At 66.7% G+C, this 16,070-nt stretch carries 16 protein-coding genes and 1 pseudogene; 7 read left to right on the top strand and 10 right to left on the bottom strand.

The window, feature by feature from the left end:
- Positions 1–7: 7 nt before the first annotated feature.
- From ACAG24_RS22055 to dop, 5 genes are all read right to left on the bottom strand, one after another.
- Complete coding sequence (locus tag ACAG24_RS22055) at positions 8–2,452, bottom strand: GcvT family protein (RefSeq protein WP_370474544.1); 2,445 nt, start codon at positions 2,450–2,452, stop codon at positions 8–10.
- Between the two features lie 253 nt (positions 2,453–2,705).
- A complete protein-coding gene (gene prcA / locus ACAG24_RS22050; RefSeq protein WP_370474545.1) occupies positions 2,706–3,440 on the bottom strand; it encodes a proteasome subunit alpha in 735 nt (244 codons plus the stop codon).
- Entirely contained in the window at positions 3,437–4,348 is a 912-nt protein-coding gene (prcB, locus tag ACAG24_RS22045) for a proteasome subunit beta (protein ID WP_370474546.1), read from the bottom strand. The genes prcA and prcB overlap by 4 nt, the downstream gene beginning before the upstream one ends.
- Entirely contained in the window at positions 4,345–4,539 is a 195-nt protein-coding gene (locus ACAG24_RS22040; RefSeq protein WP_370474547.1) for a ubiquitin-like protein Pup, read from the bottom strand. The genes prcB and ACAG24_RS22040 overlap by 4 nt, the downstream gene beginning before the upstream one ends.
- A 105-nt stretch (positions 4,540–4,644) precedes the next feature.
- Positions 4,645–6,153 (bottom strand): depupylase/deamidase Dop, encoded by a 1,509-nt coding sequence (dop, locus tag ACAG24_RS22035; RefSeq protein WP_370474548.1) that lies wholly within the window; start codon positions 6,151–6,153, stop codon positions 4,645–4,647.
- A 58-nt stretch (positions 6,154–6,211) separates the two neighbouring features.
- On the opposite strand from dop, the gene ACAG24_RS22030 reads away from it, so the two are divergent.
- Positions 6,212–7,375: a hypothetical protein gene (locus ACAG24_RS22030; protein WP_370474549.1), complete on the top strand. Its 1,164-nt coding sequence runs from the start codon at positions 6,212–6,214 to the stop codon at positions 7,373–7,375.
- Positions 7,372–7,971, top strand: a complete 600-nt coding sequence (locus tag ACAG24_RS22025; RefSeq protein WP_370474550.1) for a hypothetical protein — start codon at positions 7,372–7,374, stop codon at positions 7,969–7,971. The genes ACAG24_RS22030 and ACAG24_RS22025 overlap by 4 nt, the downstream gene beginning before the upstream one ends.
- Here the strand turns inward: ACAG24_RS22025 and ACAG24_RS22020 are convergent, their stop codons facing one another.
- A complete protein-coding gene (locus ACAG24_RS22020) occupies positions 7,972–8,289 on the bottom strand; it encodes a hypothetical protein (protein WP_370474551.1) in 318 nt (105 codons plus the stop codon). It abuts the gene before it with no gap.
- Between the two features lie 134 nt (positions 8,290–8,423).
- Entirely contained in the window at positions 8,424–10,271 is a 1,848-nt protein-coding gene (gene arc / locus ACAG24_RS22015) for a proteasome ATPase (protein ID WP_370474552.1), read from the bottom strand.
- A gap of 147 nt (positions 10,272–10,418) precedes the next feature.
- Between arc and ACAG24_RS22010 the strand changes: the two genes are divergently transcribed.
- From ACAG24_RS22010 to ACAG24_RS22000, 3 genes are read left to right on the top strand one after another with little or no spacing between them, the layout of a single operon-like run.
- A complete protein-coding gene (locus tag ACAG24_RS22010; protein ID WP_370474553.1) occupies positions 10,419–10,919 on the top strand; it encodes an MTB12 family secreted protein in 501 nt (166 codons plus the stop codon).
- Between the two features lie 22 nt (positions 10,920–10,941).
- Positions 10,942–11,499: a lipoprotein LppK gene (gene lppK, locus ACAG24_RS22005; RefSeq protein WP_508506431.1), complete on the top strand. Its 558-nt coding sequence runs from the start codon at positions 10,942–10,944 to the stop codon at positions 11,497–11,499.
- A gap of 3 nt (positions 11,500–11,502) precedes the next feature.
- Positions 11,503–11,799, top strand: a complete 297-nt coding sequence (locus tag ACAG24_RS22000; RefSeq protein WP_370474555.1) for a DUF503 domain-containing protein — start codon at positions 11,503–11,505, stop codon at positions 11,797–11,799.
- 9 nt (positions 11,800–11,808) lie between these two features.
- Here ACAG24_RS22000 and ACAG24_RS21995 read toward each other — a convergent pair whose 3' ends face one another.
- Entirely contained in the window at positions 11,809–12,636 is an 828-nt protein-coding gene (locus ACAG24_RS21995) for a tRNA (adenine-N1)-methyltransferase (protein ID WP_370474556.1), read from the bottom strand.
- A 75-nt stretch (positions 12,637–12,711) separates the two neighbouring features.
- Between ACAG24_RS21995 and ACAG24_RS21990 the strand changes: the two genes are divergently transcribed.
- Together ACAG24_RS21990 and ACAG24_RS21985 are read left to right on the top strand one after the other, a co-directional pair.
- A complete protein-coding gene (locus tag ACAG24_RS21990; protein WP_370474557.1) occupies positions 12,712–13,575 on the top strand; it encodes a RecB family exonuclease in 864 nt (287 codons plus the stop codon).
- Positions 13,572–14,363, top strand: coding sequence for a thioesterase family protein (locus tag ACAG24_RS21985; RefSeq protein WP_370474558.1), 792 nt, complete (start codon positions 13,572–13,574; stop codon positions 14,361–14,363). Before ACAG24_RS21990 ends, ACAG24_RS21985 begins: the two co-directional genes overlap by 4 nt.
- A gap of 34 nt (positions 14,364–14,397) precedes the next feature.
- On the opposite strand, the gene ACAG24_RS21980 is transcribed toward ACAG24_RS21985, so the two are convergent.
- Both ACAG24_RS21980 and ACAG24_RS21975 read right to left on the bottom strand, forming a co-directional pair.
- Entirely contained in the window at positions 14,398–15,330 is a 933-nt protein-coding gene (locus ACAG24_RS21980) for a R2-like ligand-binding oxidase (protein WP_370474611.1), read from the bottom strand.
- Positions 15,325–16,013 (bottom strand): annotated as a pseudogene (locus ACAG24_RS21975) (TetR/AcrR family transcriptional regulator); the annotation flags it as partial. The gene ACAG24_RS21980 and the pseudogene ACAG24_RS21975, both read right to left, overlap by 6 nt.
- Positions 16,014–16,070: the final 57 nt, after the last annotated feature.

Genomic DNA, 16,070 nt, shown 5'->3' with positions numbered 1-16,070 from the left:
CACGTTGCTACCTCTTGATCCGCGACATCTCGGGGTCCACGACGGGCTCGGCGTGCACGACGGCGCGGTACGTCGCGCCGCGGTAGGCGACAGTGACGACGTCGCCGACGGCCACCGTCGTGGGCAACCACGCATAGGCGATGGTGCGGCCGACGGTCGTCGAGAAGCCCGCGCTCGTGATGTATCCGACGCAGCGTCGGCCGACAGATACCGGCTCCTTGCCGAGGACTACCGCGGCGGGGTCTTCGAAGACGATGCTGCGCAACGACTTCTCGGGGTCGCCCGCCTGCTGCAAGGCAGCCTTGCCGATGAAATCGGTGTCTTTGGCCATGCGCACCGCGAAGTCCAGGCCCGCCGCGGCGGGCTGGTGTTCGGCCGTCATGTCGGTACCCCAGCTGCGATAACCCTTTTCGATACGCAGGCTGTTGAACGCGATGCGGCCGGCCGCAATAATGCCCAACGGTGCGCCCGCCTCGGCGACGAGATCCCACAGGGAGGAGCCGTATTCGGCGCTGGCATAGATCTCCCAGCCGAGCTCGCCGACATAGGAGACCCGCATCATGGTGACCGGGATGGCGCCGAGGTAGGTGCGCAGCGCGCGGAAGTACTTGAAACCCTCGTGCGAGATGTCATCCGGGCACAGCGGCGCGATGACGTCGCGAGCGTCGGGGCCCCACACGCCCAGGCAGCACGTCGCACCCGTGATGTCGCGCAGCATCACGTCGGCGGGCTTGCGTCGCGCGAGCCAGTCGAAGTCCATCGGCGAGTTCGCGCCGACCTGGAAGGTGTCGGGTGCCAGGCGGGCGACAGTGAGATCGCTGCGGATACCGCCGGTTTCGTCGAGCAGCAACGTGTAGGTGACCGACCCGACGCTCTTGTCGACGTTGTTGGTGGTCATCTGCTGCAGGAACGAGGCCGCGCCAGGGCCCGATACCTCGTACCGGGTCAGCGGGGTCATGTCGAACATCGAAACGTGCTCGCGGGTCCAGTGCGCTTCGGCGATCGAAATCGGCGACCAGAACCTCGCCGCCCATTCGTCGCGGTCGGGGGCGGCGAGGCCTTCGTCGAAAAGCCGTTGCGCCAGATCGGCATTGGACTCATACCACGCGGGCCTTTCCCAGCCGCCACCCTCGTAGAAATATGCGCCGAGCTCGCGCTGGCGTGCATGGAACGGGCTGGTGCGCAGGCCGCGCAGCGCGGTGCGGTACTGGTGGGGATGGACGACGTCGTACACCTCGACGAACGCCTGCGAGCTGGTCTTCAGGACGAAGTCGGGACTGCGCGCGACATCCTCGAATCGGTAGAGGTCGCATTCGTGGGTGTCGATGGACGGGGTGCCGTCGATGATCCATTCGGCGGTGGCCCTGGCGACGCCTGCCGAGTGGGTGACCCACACCGCCTCGGCGACCCAGAAGCCCGCAAGCTCGCGGTGTTCCCCCATGATCGAGAATCCGTCAGGGGTGAACGAGAAGATGCCGTTGAACGCCTCCTCGACCTTCGAATCCCCTAGTGCGGGAAGCAGATCGGCGGCTGCTGCCCAGGCGGGAGCGAAGTCCTCTTCGGTGAACGGCATCATCGAAGGCATCGGTTCACCGGCGGTGTCGGCCAGCAGCCTTGTCATGTCCACCGGCATCGGCTTGTGGCTGTAGGACCCGATGCCGAGGCGGTCGACGTGCTCGCGGAAATAGAGGTCCTGGTCCTGGTGCCGCAGGATCGGCAGGCCGGCCTCGGCGAGCTCGGTGTTGCGGCCGACGAGGTCGGGGATCTGCCCCGTCCGCGCGTACTGGTGCGCCATGGGAACAAGCGGAAGGACGAGGCCGACCTGCTTGGCGAACTGCGCACCCCAGAAGCCGGCGGCACACACCACGATGTCGGCCTCGATGACCCCGTCGGCGGTCTGGACCCCGGTGACGCGGCGGCCGTTGTCGAGGATGCCGAGCACCTCGGTGTGCGGGCGGAGCGTGGCTCCCCTGGCCTCGGCGCGGCGGGCCTGCGCCTCGGCCGCCCGCAGCGCCTTCGCCAGGCCGTCAGCCGGAGTGTGGAAGCCGCCGAGGATGCGATCGCGATCGATGAGCGGGTGCAGTCGGACGCATTCGGTGGGCGAAACGAGGTGCCCTTCGATGCCCCATGACTGTGCCCACCCGGCTTTGCGATGCAGGTCGGCCAACCGCTCGGGGGTGGTGGCCACCTCGAGACCACCGACCGGGTTGAACGCCCACCCGTCGGGGTGGTCGAGAGCGTTGAACTTCTCGACTGTGTATCTCGCGAAGGCGGTCATGGTCTTGGACGGGTTGGTCTGGAACACCAGACCCGGCGCGTGGGTGGTGGAGCCCCCGGTGGCGAACAGTGGCCCGCGGTCGACGACGGTGACGTCGGTCCACCCGCGCGCGGTCAGTTCGTCGGCAAGTGAGGTGCCGACGATCCCGGCACCGATCACGACGACTTTGGGCATGCCTGGACCGCTTTCCCTGTGCTGAAAGGATTGTGAACGTTTAGTTGCGTATTACGCAACGCGATGCGTTATGCGCAACAAAATCATCCACCCTCACGGGAGATGACGCAAGATGGACACGCGAAGCGATCCTGAGAGTGCGGGGCGTGAACCGCACCCGAGGTTTCCGCTGCCCAGCGTGCAGCCAGGGCGGAGTTAGCGACGATTTCTCGCCGTACGCGCACGCTCGGCGCGAGAGAGTTACACGACCCGACTAGGAGCTGGAGTCGCCGGCCTCGGCGGCCTCGTTCGCGGGCAGCAGCGCTTCCAGCGCCGCCCCGGTGATACGGCGGAATGCCCGGCGTGGCCGGTTCGCGTCCAGGATCGCGACCTCGAGGGTCGACGGTGCCAACGTCCGCGGTTCAGCGCCGTTGCCGGCGGCCCCCAACGCTGCCACCGCGATCGACACGGCGTCCCCGAGGCTCGCGTTCTCGGTGTAGGTCTCGTTGAGCGCGGTCGTGATCGGCTCGGTGGTGCCGCCCATGACCACGAAATGCGGCTCGTCGGCGATCGACCCGTCGTACGTGATCCGGTACAGCTCAGGGGCTTTCGTCTCGCCGTAATGCGCGACCTCTGCCACGCAGAGTTCCACCTCGTACGGCTTGGCCTGCTCGGTGAAGATCGTGCCCAGCGTCTGGGCGTATACGTTGGCCAGCTGACGGCCGGTCACGTCGCGGCGTGAGTACGCATAGCCCTGGGTGTCGGCGAACCGGATCCCGCCGCTGCGCAGGTTGTTGAACTCGTTGAACCGGCCCACGGCGGCGAAACCCACGCGGTCGTAGAGCTCGCTGACCTTCTGCAGGGACCGCGACGGGTTCTCCGCCACGAACAGCACACCGTCGGCGTACGCCAGTGCGATCACACTGCGGCCGCGGGAAATGCCTTTGCGCGCAAGCTCCGAACGCTCGCGCATCGCCTGCTCGGGCGAGATGAAATAAGGAAAGCTCACGGCTCGTCACCTCGAACGGGCTCGGCGTCGGGCCCGAAAGTGTCGGCCCGCGAACGATTCTGGATGATCTCTCGGCACACTGCCGCGATCTGCTGCTCGGTGACCTCGACGGCGCCGTCGGCGTTGATCACGACCGCCGTCGGGAAGATGCCGCGCACCAGATCCGGTCCACCGGTGGCGGAATCGTCGTCGGCGGCGTCGTAGAGCGCCTCGATCGCGACCCGCAGTGCCGAATCGGCATCTCGCACCTGCGCATACAGCTTCTTCATCGAGGACTTCGCGAAGATCGAGCCGGAACCGACCGACTGATATCCCTCTTCCTCGAGGTTGTGTCCGCCGGCGGCGTCGAACGACACGATGCGGCCCGCCCCTTCGGGATTCGGATCGTCGAGGTCGTAACCGGCGAGAAGCGGCAAAGCGACGAAGCCCTGGAGTGCGGCGCCCAGGTTTCCACGCACCATCGTCGCGAGCCTGTTCACCTTGCCGGGGAACGTCAGCGCGACACCTTCGAGTTTTTCGTAGTGTTCCAATTCGACCGCGTAGAGGCGCGCGAACTCGACCGCGATCGCGGCGGTGCCCGCGATGCCGGTGACGGTGTAGTCGTCGGTGATGTAGACCTTCTGGACGTCGCGGCTGGCGATCATGTGCCCCTGCGTGGCCCGCCGGTCACCGGCCATCACCACGCCGCCGGGGAACTTCAGCGCGACGATCGTGGTGCCGTGCGGCACCGCGTCCGTCGGCGCAGGCCCGCCGCCGCTACTGCCGGGCAGCAGGTGGGGCGCCTGGTGGCGCAGGAAATCCGAGAACGACGACGGATTCACGCCACCGTGGGGCATCGCCGACGAGGCACTGAAAGCACCGGGTAGAGCGGACGAAAAGGCCGACTTATCTTGATTCGGCCAGGTCACTGTCCACCCTTCTGTACATACGCACGCACGAAGTCCTCGGCGTTCTCCTCCAGGACGTCATCGATCTCATCCAGCAGGTCGTCTGTCTCTTCGGCCAGCTTTTCGCGGCGCTCCTGGCCGGCACCCGTGTTGCCGGTGAGGTCGTCGTCATCGCCGCCTCCGCCGCCACGCTTGGTCTGCTCCTGAGCCATCGCCGCCTCCTGCGTAAGTCTTTTCACCCTTGCGGGCATTCGACCGTCTGCCCCCCGGTCTCACCACACTACCGGGCGGTGCCTGGATTGCTGGGGATAGCGCGATCAGGTCGTCAACTGCTCGACGAGTTCGACGGCGCTGTCCACGGAATCCAGCAGGGCCCCGACGTGTGACTTGCTGCCTCGCAGCGGCTCCAGAGTGGGGATGCGCACCAGCGAGTCACCCCCCAGGTCGAAGATCACCGAGTCCCAACTGGCCGCGGCGATGTCCGCACCGAATCGCCGCAGACATTCGCCACGGAAGTAGGCGCGGGTGTCGGTCGGCGGATTGTCCACCGCGTCGATCACCTGCTGCTCGGTCACGAGTCTCTTCATCGAGCCGCGCGCCACCAGACGGTTGTAGAGGCCCTTGTCCAGGCGCACGTCGGAGTACTGCAGATCGACCAGGTGCAGCCGGGGTGCGTTCCAGCCGAGATTCTCGCGGTTACGGAAACCCTCCAGCAGGCGCAGCTTCGCGGGCCAGTCCAGCAGGTTCGCGCACTCCATCGGGTCGCGTTCGAGCAGATCCAGGACGTGCGCCCACGTCTCCAGCACGTGCGAGGCCCGCGGGTCGGGGTCGCGGCTGTCGACGAGCTTGGCGACGCGGTCGAGGTAGATCCGCTGCAGCGCGAGTGCGGTCATCTCGCGTCCGTCGGCGAGCGCCACAGTCGCGCGCAGCGAAGGATCGCGAGAGACGACGTGCACCGCGTGCACCGGGCGCGCGAGTACCAGATCACTGAGGTCGACCCCGATCTGCGGGCCCTCCTCGATGAGGTCGAGCACCAGAGACGTGGTCCCGAGCTTGAGGTAGGTCGAGGTCTCGGCGAGATTCGCGTCGCCGATGATGACGTGAAGTCTGCGGTACTTGTCCGCGTCGGCATGCGGTTCATCGCGGGTGTTGATGATGCCGCGCTTGAGCGTGGTCTCCAGGCCGACCTCGACCTCGATGTAATCCGAGCGCTGCGAGAGCTGGAAACCGGGCTCGTCACCCGAAGGTCCGATTCCGACCCGTCCCGAACCGGTGATCACCTGCCGCGACACCATGAACGGTGTCAGGCCTGCGATGACCGCCGAGAACGGCGTCTGGCGGCTCATCAGATAATTCTCGTGCGATCCATACGACGCGCCCTTGCCGTCGACGTTGTTCTTGTAGAGCTGGAGCTTCGCCGCGCCCGGCACGCTCGCGACGTGGCGCGCGGCGGCCTCCATGACGCGCTCCCCCGCCTTGTCCCAGATCACCGCGTCCATCGGGTCAGTGCACTCCGGCGCGGAGTACTCGGGGTGCGCGTGGTCCACGTAAAGACGCGCCCCGTTGGTCAGGATCATGTTGGCCGCGCCGACCTCGTCGGCATCCACGACCGGCGGTGGCCCGGAGGACCGGCTCAGGTCGAAACCGCGGGCGTCGCGCAGGGGCGACTCCACCTCGTAGTCCCAGCGGGTGCGCTTGGCCCGCTGGATGCCGGCCGCGGCGGCATAGGCCAGCACCGCCTGAGTGGAAGTCAAGATCGGATTCGCGGTCGGATCGGACGGCGACGAAATGCCGTACTCGACCTCTGTTCCGATGATCCGTTGCATACCGACCAGCCTAAAGGTCCGCGCGGAGGGCCCTCTCGCGTGGTGAGATTTACCCGTTATGACCCGAGAGAAAGCGGAGACTCCGAAGACCGCGGACCGGCTCGCGGCGGAGCGCTGGTTTCTGCGGCACGGCCTGCCCGCCGTGCTGCGTCCCGGTGTCCTGGTGGCGCGGGTGTGGACGCGGTCGGCGCCTGCGCTCGCAGGGCTCGCGGTGATGATGACGTTTTCGCTGCTCGTCGTCGGCGTGACCGGGGAGTACTCGATCGACATCAACGGCGCGCCGACGCGCACCGAATGGTTCGTCATCGCGGTCATTCTGCTCGTCCTCCCGATCGCCGGCGTGGCGGGTTGGCTGGTGTCTCGCACCGACGACGTCCGCCTCCGCGCGACGGTTTCCGCGGCCTCGCTGAGCATCGCGACGCTGGGCAGCATCTACGCGGGCCCCAGCGCCCGCGTCTTCGCCGACGTGGTCGTCGAGCTGATCATCGTGGCACTGATATTCGTCTGCACCGCAACGGGAGTCGGCGCGATCCTGGGCTGGGCGACCAGGATGACGCTGGGCAATCTGGCGTCCATCGGCAGTCTGCTCCTGGGCGCCCTACCGGTGATGCTGTTGACGGTTCTGGTGTTCTTCAACGGTCCGGTCTGGACCATGGCGGGCATCATCAGTCGTCCCCGGCTCTGGCTGGGGCTGCTGTTCCTGATGCTGATCGCCGTCGCGTTCCTGGTGTCGGGAACGTTGGGCCGGGTACGCCCGATCCTGCGCCCCGACGCCAAGCAGCCCGAGGATGCCGCGCAGCTGACCGGGACTCCGTTCGCCGCGATGCCGGACCGGCCGCGGCGGGTACCTCTGTCCAAACCAGAACGGCTCAATGTTGTGTTCGTGCTCGCGATGTCGCAGATCGTCCAGGTGCTCACGGTCTCGGTGGTAACGGGCCTGCTGTTCTTCGCGCTGGGCCTGATCCTGATCAGCCCCGACTTGTTGGCGGCGTTGACGACCGATGCGTCCACCGACGGCCAGTTCCTCGGGATGACCCTGCCGGTCCCGAACGCCCTGATCCAGATCACGATGTTCCTGGTCGCCCTGACGTTCATGTATCTGGCCGCGCGCGCCGTCGGCGACAAGGAGTACCGCGCCCAGTTCCTCGATCCGCTGATCGAGGATCTGCGCCTCACACTGGTGGCCCGCGACCGCTACCGCACCGTGACGGCCGGGCAGTGAGCGTCTTCGGTAAGCGGTACGGCGAGGTGCTCCTCGTGCATGTGGGCGACACCGGCCCGCAGGCCACCGTCTACAACACCTATCCACTCAACGACTGTCCCGACGAGCTGTGGACGAAACTCGACGCGCAGGCCCTCGCCGCCGAGCATCAGGCCGTCGCAGCTCTGCTCAACGGGCCGCGTTACTGGCTGATGAGCCGCATCGAGAAGGAGGGCGGCACCGAGACCGAACGAAAGACGTTCGGCGGCATCGAGATGCTGCGGCAGGCGACCGTCGCGTTGTCGTCGATGAACCCGTCTCCGTACTCCGTGAACCGCGTCGATCGGAAAGCCGCGTTCGTCTACGACGCCGGCAGCCCGGTTTTCGAACTGGCGGACGGCGAGGGCCGCACCTGGATCATGCAGACCTACAGCCAGACCGTCGATCCCGACCTGACGCTGGGCGACCTCGCGGACCTGGCCCCCAGGCTCACGCTGCCCGCCGGGTGGAGTTACCGAACCCGCACGCTGGAGCAGCCGCTGCGGGTGGACACCACGACGGAACAGGCCAGCGTCCTGCAGGACGACTTCGCCAACAGCTACTCGCTGCTGGCGTGATCAGCACTGATTGGGCCGGGCCACCTCGAGCTCGGGAGGCGTGTCGCCGGAGATCTCCTCGCCGGCTTCCGGCGACTGCGCGCACACCTCCCAGTAGGTGAGGTTGATCTGCTCATAGGGCGGACCCGCCGCGACCGACGTCTCCGGCGAGACGGAGCCGTCGCTGGCCTTCAGGACGGCGTCCGTCGCGTTCTGCAGAAGCTCACCTTCGACGTCGGGCATCTTCCACTCGTCGGCCAGCGCCGGACTCGCGGCGCCCACAGCCGTCGTTAACAACAGCGACGTGACGGCGACAAGGCGTGCGGCGTGAATCTTCATGAGGCTCCCGATCGTGGTGACTTGGCGCGAAAAGTACGCGCGCCAGGTGTCATCACGAAGACAGGGCTGTGAACATCACGTGCAGATCCGGACCCGTGGCGAACTGCCTCGCCACGGGTCCGGACCGCCGTCGACTACAGGTACTGCCCGAGGTTGGACTCGGTGTCAATGGCGCGGCTTGCCGACGAACTCTTACCGGTGACGAGCGTGCGGATGTAGACGATCCGCTCGCCCTTCTTGCCCGAGATACGAGCCCAGTCATCGGGATTCGTGGTGTTCGGCAGATCCTCGTTCTCGGCGAACTCGTCGACGATCGAATCGAGCAGATGCTGGATGCGCAGACCGGGCTGACCGGTCTCCAGCACCGCCTTGATCGCATTCTTCTTGGCCCGGTCGACGACGTTCTGGATCATGGCGCCGGAGTTGAAGTCCTTGAAGTACATGACTTCCTTGTCACCGTTGGCGTAGGTGACCTCCAGGAACCGGTTGTCGTCGATCTCGGCGTACATCCGGTCGACGACCTTCTCGATCATCGCCTTGATCGTGGATCCGCGGTCGCCGGAGAACTCGGCGAGATCGTCGACGTGGATCGGCAGTTCCTCGGTGAGGTACTTGCTGAAGATGTCCTGCGCCGACTCGGCATCGGGCCGCTCGATCTTGATCTTGACGTCCAGGCGGCCGGGCCGCAGGATCGCCGGGTCGATCATGTCCTCGCGGTTGGAGGCGCCGATGACGATGACGTTCTCCAGCCCCTCCACGCCGTCGATCTCACTGAGAAGCTGTGGAACGACGGTGGTTTCGACATCGGAGCTGACGCCCGTACCGCGGGTGCGGAAGATCGAGTCCATCTCGTCGAAGAACACGATCACCGGGGTGCCCTCGGACGCCTTCTCACGGGCCCGCTGGAAGATCAGCCGGATGTGCCGTTCGGTCTCGCCGACGAACTTGTTCAGCAACTCGGGGCCCTTGATGTTGAGGAAGTAGCTCTTCGCCTCACGGGCGTCATCGCCACGAACCTCGGCCATCTTCTTGGCCAGCGAGTTCGCGACCGCCTTGGCGATCAGCGTCTTGCCGCAGCCGGGCGGACCGTAGAGCAGCACACCCTTGGGCGGCCGCAACGAGTACTCGCGGTAAAGCTCTTTGTGCAGGAACGGCAGTTCGACCGCGTCGCGGATCTGCTCGATCTGACGGCCAAGGCCGCCGATGTCGTTGTAGCTGACGTCGGGCACCTCTTCGAGCACCAGGTCCTCGACCTCGGCCTTCGGGACGCGCTCGAAGGCGTAGCCGGCTTTGGTGTCGACGAGCAGGGAATCGCCCGGACGGAGCTTGCGGGGCCGGTCGTCGGTCATGTCGTCGTCTGCGGCGTACGCGTCCTCGGGCAGATGCTCAGCCGCGACCAGCGGCTCCGCCAGCCAGACGATGCGCTCCTCATCGGCGTGCCCGACCACGAGGGCGCGGTGCCCGTCGGCCAGGATCTCGCGCAACGTGCTGATCTCACCGACGGATTCGAAGGTGCCCGCCTCGACGACGGTGAGCGCCTCGTTGAGACGGACCGTCTGGCCCTTTTTCAGTTCCTTGGTGTCGATGTTGGGCGAGCACGTCAGCCGCATCTTGCGGCCGGAGGTGAACACGTCGACGGTGTCGTCCTCCTGGACCGACAGCAGCACGCCGTAGCCGCTGGGCGGCTGACCGAGCCGGTCGACCTCTTCCCGAAGCGCCAGCAACTGCTGACGCGCTTCCTTCAAGGTGTCCATCAGCTTGGCGTTCCTCGCGGCGAGAGAGTCGATCCTCGCCTCGAGTTGGTGAACATCTCGTGCACTGCGCAAACCGCTTTGGGGACCAACAGCACTCTCCAGCTGTTCGCGCAGGTTCGCCGCCTCGCGCCGCAGCTGTTCCAGCTCTGCCGCATCTTCGCTGGACAGGTGGCTACTAGGGGATGTTCCAAAGGCGTCAGAGGCTCCGGAACGCTCGGACTCACTCATGCTGAGCTCCTTTCCCACACCCGATGTTGGTGCGGTAACAACTTCAACGCTACCGGCGATTCAGTCATTGTGTGTGCTCTGGGAATTCGACACACCAGCAACACTGTTAGCCTCTTTAGATCAGTTCGGCCGAACGGAAGGACAGCCGTGACCCTGAAATCCCTCGTTACCAGCCTTACCGCTGGGGCAGCAGCCGCCGCAATGGTCGGTGGTGCAGCCGCGGGTGTGACCTCGATTGCCACCGGCGCCGGGATCGCGTCAGCCTCGCCCGGCGCGTTCGGTGCGCCGCTGCCTGCCGCTCCTGCTCCGGACCTGCAGGGTCCGCTGGTGACGACGCTGAGCGCGCTCGCCGGCCCGGGTTCGTTCGCAGGTGGGAAGGGCTCCTACATCCAGGGTGGCCTCGGCCGCATTGAATCCAGGGTCGCCGACAACAGCTACAACAATGCCGCCGCCCAGGGTTACTTTCCACTGAACTTCGTGGTCTCCAACATCGACCAGAACGGCCCCGTGGCCACCGCCAGCGTCACCGCGACCGCGCAGACGGGCGCCGCCGCGTCCCAGAACGTCACGTTCGTCGCGGGCCCGAGCCCGACCGGCTGGCAGATCTCCAAGCAGTCCGCCATGGCGCTCCTCAGCGCGGTCGGCTGACGCTTCTAACAAAACTGTGACGCTGTCGCGTCCAGCCTTCTCGGCTCGGTGCGCCGCCACACTCGGTGTGGCGGCGCTCGGGCTGTCTGGGTTTGTGAGCGGGTGCGGTCAACCGGAGCAGCAGCCCGCCGCCGGCCCGTCATCGACACCCACGCCTGCGACGTCGGCCGAACATGCCGATCCGATCCCCGACTCGCCAGGCGGTCCCCCACTACCGCCGGCCAACGCCCTCACCGACGTGATGGCCCGGCTGGCCGATCCTGCCGTTCCCGGCGATCAGAAAATCATGCTGATCGAACAGGGCACGCCCGACGAGGCTCCCGGCCTCGACCGGTTCGCGATCGCACTCCGTGACAACGCCGCATTACCCCTGACCTTTGAGGCCCGGGATCTCGCGTGGTCGCAAGCCGTCCCCGGCAACGTCGTCACGACGATCGTCATCAAACCGGCGAACCCGCAGGGCGGCGAGTTCAGCTATCCGATGGAGTTCGCCCCGTCGAACGGGTCGTGGCAGCTGACCCGGCAGACCGCCGACCTGCTGCTCCAACTCGAACCCGCCCCGGCGCCCCCGCCGCGCTGACCCATGTGGATCGGCTGGCTGGAGTTCGACGTACTGCTCGGTGACGTGCATTCCCTCAAGCAGAAGCGCTCGGTGATCCGGCCGGTCATCGCCGAACTGTCGAGACGGTTCGCGGTGTCCGCGTCCGAGAGCGGCGCGCAGGACCTGCACCGGCGTGCGGGCATCGGCATCGCACTGGTCGCCGCCGACCGCGCGCACGTGGTGGACGTCCTCGATGCCGCCGAGCGCCTCGTGGCGGCGCGCCCCGAACTCGAATTGCTCTCGACACGCCGGGGACTCCTCAAGAGCACCGACGAATGACCGTGGGCGCTAGGTCAACCGCTTCTTGCGCAGGGGAACCGGAGCCACCGCGCCCGGCGCAAGCCTGCGGGCGCTGATCAGGAACGCCGTGTGGCCGCGCATCGTGTGTTCCGGACGGACCGCCAGGCCCACGACGTGCCAGCCTCGCTGCATGCTCTCCCACGACCTCGGCTCGGTCCAGCACTGCTGTTCGCGCAGCGCCTCGACGGTCTTGGAAAGCTGGGTGACGGTCGCGACGTAGATCATCAGGACTCCGCCCGGCACGAGTGCCTTCGCGACCGTGCCGAGAATGTCCCACGGCGCCAGCATGTCCAGCACCACCCGGTCCACCTCGGGACCGTCGTAGTCGGCCAGGTCTGCCGTCACCAGATCCCAGTTGGGCGGCTGATCGCCGAAGAAGGTCACGACGTTGCGCAGCGCGTGTTCGGCGTGATCTTCGCGAACCTCGTAGGACGTGACCCGCCCCTCCGGCCCGACCGCGCGCAGCAGCGAGCATGTCAGCGCGCCCGAACCGGCGCCCGCTTCCAGAACTCGTGCGCCGGGGAAGATGTCGCCCTCATGGACGATCTGCGCGGCGTCCTTGGGGTAGACGACCTGGGCGCCGCGCGGCATCGACATCACGTAGTCGACGAGCAGCGGTCGCAGGACGAGGAACTGGTCGCCGTTGGTCGACTTGATCACGCTGCCTTCGGGCAGGCCGACGACGGCGTCCAGCGAGATGATGCCCCGGTGGGTGTGGAACTCTCCGCCGGGCTTGAGCAGCATCGTGTAGCGCCTGCCCTTGGCGTCGGTGAGCTGCACTCGATCACCAAAGTCGAAGGGGCCTGTTCTGCGCACGGTTGATCAGCCTGCCAGTAGACGCGCCGCGCCGGGTCTCCGGGGTTGTCCGACCGCGGTCCTAGTGTGAAACCCATGAACGAGCCGGTGAGACGCCCAGCGTTGTCGCCGTCGCGCGCCGCGGACTTCAAGCAGTGCCCGCTGCTGTACCGGTTTCGCGCGATCGATCGACTTCCGGAGCCGTCGTCCACCGCGCAGGTCCGGGGCTCCGTCGTGCATGCCGCTCTGGAGCAGCTGTATGCGCTGCCCGCCGCGGACCGGGTGCCGGAAGCCGCGACGGCCCTCGTGGCGCCTGCCTGGGACCGCCTGGTCGCCGAGCAGCCGTCGCTGGCCTCCGACTTCGAGCCGGGCATGCGAGCCGAACTGCTGGAGCAGGCGCGCATCCTGCTGTCGGGTTATTACCGGCTGGAGGATCCGACCCGTTTCGATCCGCAGAGTTGCGAACAGCGGGTCGAGGTCGAACTCGCGGACGGCACACTGCTGCGCGGCTTCGTCGACCGCATCGATGTCGCACCGACCGGTGAGATGCGCGTCGTCGACTACAAGACGGGCAAGGCGCCGCCCGAAGCGCGTGCACTCGCCGAGTTCAAGGCCATGTTCCAGATGAAGTTCTACGCCGTCGCGCTGCTGCGCTCCCGCGGCGTGCTGCCCACCCGGCTGCGGCTGCTCTATCTTGCCGATCAGCAGGTGCTCGACTACACCCCCGACCTCGCCGAGCTGGAGCGTTTCGAAAAGACGTTGATGGCGATCTGGCGTGCAATCCAATCTGCGGGCGTCACAGGGGATTTCCGGCCCAACCCGTCGCGACTGTGCGATTGGTGCGCCCACCACGCGCACTGCCCGGTCTTCGGTGGCACTCCCCCGCCGTATCCCGGTTGGCCTCAGGTGCTCGACGAAGGCGATCCCGACGCGGTGCTGCAGGCAGAGCCGGCAGCGTGATCGACTGCCTGTTCCACCGTCTGGGCACCGACGGCGAATTCGACGTCTTCGAGTCGACCGACGGCACACGCAGCAACTGGGATCCGCAGATCCAGCACGGCTCCCCGCCGCTGGCGTTGCTGACCAAGGCCATCGAAAACCGCTCCGCCGGTACCGGTTTGCGAGTCGGAAGGCTCACCCTCGACATTCTCGGCGCGATCCCCGTGACGACCCTACGGGTGCGCGCCTGGGTCGAGCGGCCGGGCAGCCGTATCTCGATGATGGCCGCCGAGATGCTCGCCGACCGGCCGGACGGATCGCGCAGGGCGGTGGCCCGCGTCACCGCGTGGCTGCTGGCGCCGAGCGACACCCGTGACGCGGTCACCGACCGTCATCCGCCCCTGGTCGAGGGCGAAACGACGGATTTCACCCACGCCTGGCAGGACGCGCCCGGATATCTGGAGACGGTGAACTGGCGCAGCCAGCCCGATGACAACGGTTCGGCCGTCGCGTGGCTGACTCCCCTTGTGCCTCTTGTCGATTCGGAGCCGACGACTCCGCTGCAGCGGCTGGCCATGGTGGTCGACTCGGCGAACGGTATCGGAGCCGCACTGGATCCGCGGCAGTTTCTGTTCATGAACACCGACACCGTCGTGCACCTGCACCGGCTCCCGCAGGGGCAGGATTTCGGCCTGCGTGCCCGCGGGTCGATCGGCCCTGACGGCATCGGAGCCACGACCGCCGACCTGTTCGACCGCGATGGCTTCATCGGCACCTGCGCGCAGACGCTGCTGGTACAACGGCGCTGATGATCGACGAGGTCGGCGCCGCCCGCGGCTGCCCCTAGGAGGCCAGCGCCGCGCGGTCCTCGTCGGCGAACGTGTCCTCGAGGTGCAGTGGTGAATAGTCGACGTCGATCTCCTCAAGCGGGCGTCCGCGGGCGCTGCTGATCGTGCCGAAGCGACGCATCCCCTTGTCGGCGGCGTAGTTCTGGAATTCGTCCATCGTCAGTCCGAACGGGATCTCGTCATACAGCGCGAACGCGTCTTCGGTGTTGCGCAGGGCCAGCGGTATCAGTTCGTTCATCCGCGATTCGAACACCGACCAGTTGGCGTCGTCCGCCGCGACGTGACGCCGGCAGGTGAAGGTGCCCCACGCCATGTGGCGTCGTTCGTCGTCGCCGATCCTGCGCACCAGCTCCTGCATTCCCGGCAGGATGCCGCGGTCGACGCAAATACGGTGCCACGCATAGTATCCCGTGAGTGCCATCATCCCTTCGATGACGTGGTTGTAGGTCACCGAGGCGCGCACCTGGGCTGCCGGCGACGGGTCACTCGACAACGTGTCCAGCGAGGAAGGGAGTTCCTCGTAGAACATCTGCCGGTAGGCGGGAAGCTCGTCGAGGTAGCCCTGCAGGTCCCCGGTGATGCCGACGGCGTCGAGCCACATGCGAAAGACCTGGGTGTGCTTGGCCTCCTCGAACGCGAACTGGGTCAGGTACATTTCGTCGCCGAGCCTCCCCTCCGCCCGCATCGCGGCCATGAACGGCTGGATGTCCTGGGTCACCGCCTCCTCTCCGGCGATGAACTCCGCGCACAGCCGTGTCGCCCAGTCCCGCTCCACCTCGGTCAGCGATTCCCAGTCGGCGCGGTCGCGGGAGAAGTCGATGTCGGCCGGGTCCCAGAACTTCTTGTTACCGCCGGCGAAAAGCTTGAGCGGCAGACTGTTCCAGTTGAGGCCGCCTTCGGCCAGCGAATCCGATCGTGCCCTCGTCATGTGTTCACTCCTTCGGTTGTTGCGGTACCTGCTGTCCGGGCGAGTGCTCCGAATGCGGCCGACAGCACGGCGACATAGCGGCGTACCACGAGAGCGGGCTGGTCGGGCGACAGCTCGTCAAGCCCCAACAACGGGTCCATGCCCCGCACATAGGGCGCCAGCGCCAGATGCGGTAGCAGCATCAGCAGCAGCGACAGCAGTGCGTCGATGTCGGCGTCGGCACTCAGATCGCCGCGGGCCTGCGCGTCGCGGACCAGGGGCCGCAGCACTTCCAGGTAGTGGCGGTGTACGACGGCGCGCACGCTGACCCGGGCGTCGGTGTCGACCTCGAAACTGGCCGCGGCGTGCAGCGCACGGTCACGCGGATGCTCGGCGAAGTAGGCCACCCAGACGTCGAGCAGGTCAGTCAGGAACTCGAAGAACGGGCGCGTGGGGTCCAGTCTGCCGATCTGGCCTTCCATGTATTCGCGCACACGCTGGCTGCCCACGTCGGTGATGAAGGCGTACAGATCGCGTTTGTCCGCAAAGTATTGAAAGAGACTGCCTTTCGCGACACCTGCACGCCGGGCGATGACATTGAGGCTGCCCGCGGAAAACCCGTGCGCGGCGAACTCCGCTTCGGCGGCGGAGACCACCGCGGCGCGGCGATCCGCGCCCAGACGAGACCATGTCACCGTCGGCATCGCGCCTCCAAGGCTTGATGTGACCAGTGGTCATATTACTGTGACCCAAGCCACAGT

Origin of the sequence: Mycobacterium bulgaricum, from assembly GCF_041287165.2 — a bacterium.
GTDB lineage: Bacteria > Actinomycetota > Actinomycetes > Mycobacteriales > Mycobacteriaceae > Mycobacterium > Mycobacterium bulgaricum.
Note: the sequence above shows the minus strand (reverse complement) of the source record. Positions and strands in the feature narration are given on the sequence as shown.

What these genes read in the sequence shown, in the direction of transcription:
- ACAG24_RS22030 (WP_370474549.1), top strand. Translation starts at nt 6,212, where the DNA reads ATGACCCGAGAGAAAGCGGAGACTCCGAAGACCGCGGACCGGCTCGCG.
- ACAG24_RS21980 (WP_370474611.1), bottom strand. Translation starts at nt 15,330, where the DNA reads ATGACGAGGGCACGATCGGATTCGCTGGCCGAAGGCGGCCTCAACTGG.
- ACAG24_RS21990 (WP_370474557.1), top strand. Translation starts at nt 12,712, where the DNA reads ATGAACGAGCCGGTGAGACGCCCAGCGTTGTCGCCGTCGCGCGCCGCG.
- ACAG24_RS22020 (WP_370474551.1), bottom strand. Translation starts at nt 8,289, where the DNA reads ATGAAGATTCACGCCGCACGCCTTGTCGCCGTCACGTCGCTGTTGTTA.
- ACAG24_RS22000 (WP_370474555.1), top strand. Translation starts at nt 11,503, where the DNA reads ATGTGGATCGGCTGGCTGGAGTTCGACGTACTGCTCGGTGACGTGCAT.
- arc (WP_370474552.1), bottom strand. Translation starts at nt 10,271, where the DNA reads ATGAGTGAGTCCGAGCGTTCCGGAGCCTCTGACGCCTTTGGAACATCC.
- ACAG24_RS22055 (WP_370474544.1), bottom strand. Translation starts at nt 2,452, where the DNA reads ATGCCCAAAGTCGTCGTGATCGGTGCCGGGATCGTCGGCACCTCACTT.
- ACAG24_RS22040 (WP_370474547.1), bottom strand. Translation starts at nt 4,539, where the DNA reads ATGGCTCAGGAGCAGACCAAGCGTGGCGGCGGAGGCGGCGATGACGAC.
- dop (WP_370474548.1), bottom strand. Translation starts at nt 6,153, where the DNA reads ATGCAACGGATCATCGGAACAGAGGTCGAGTACGGCATTTCGTCGCCG.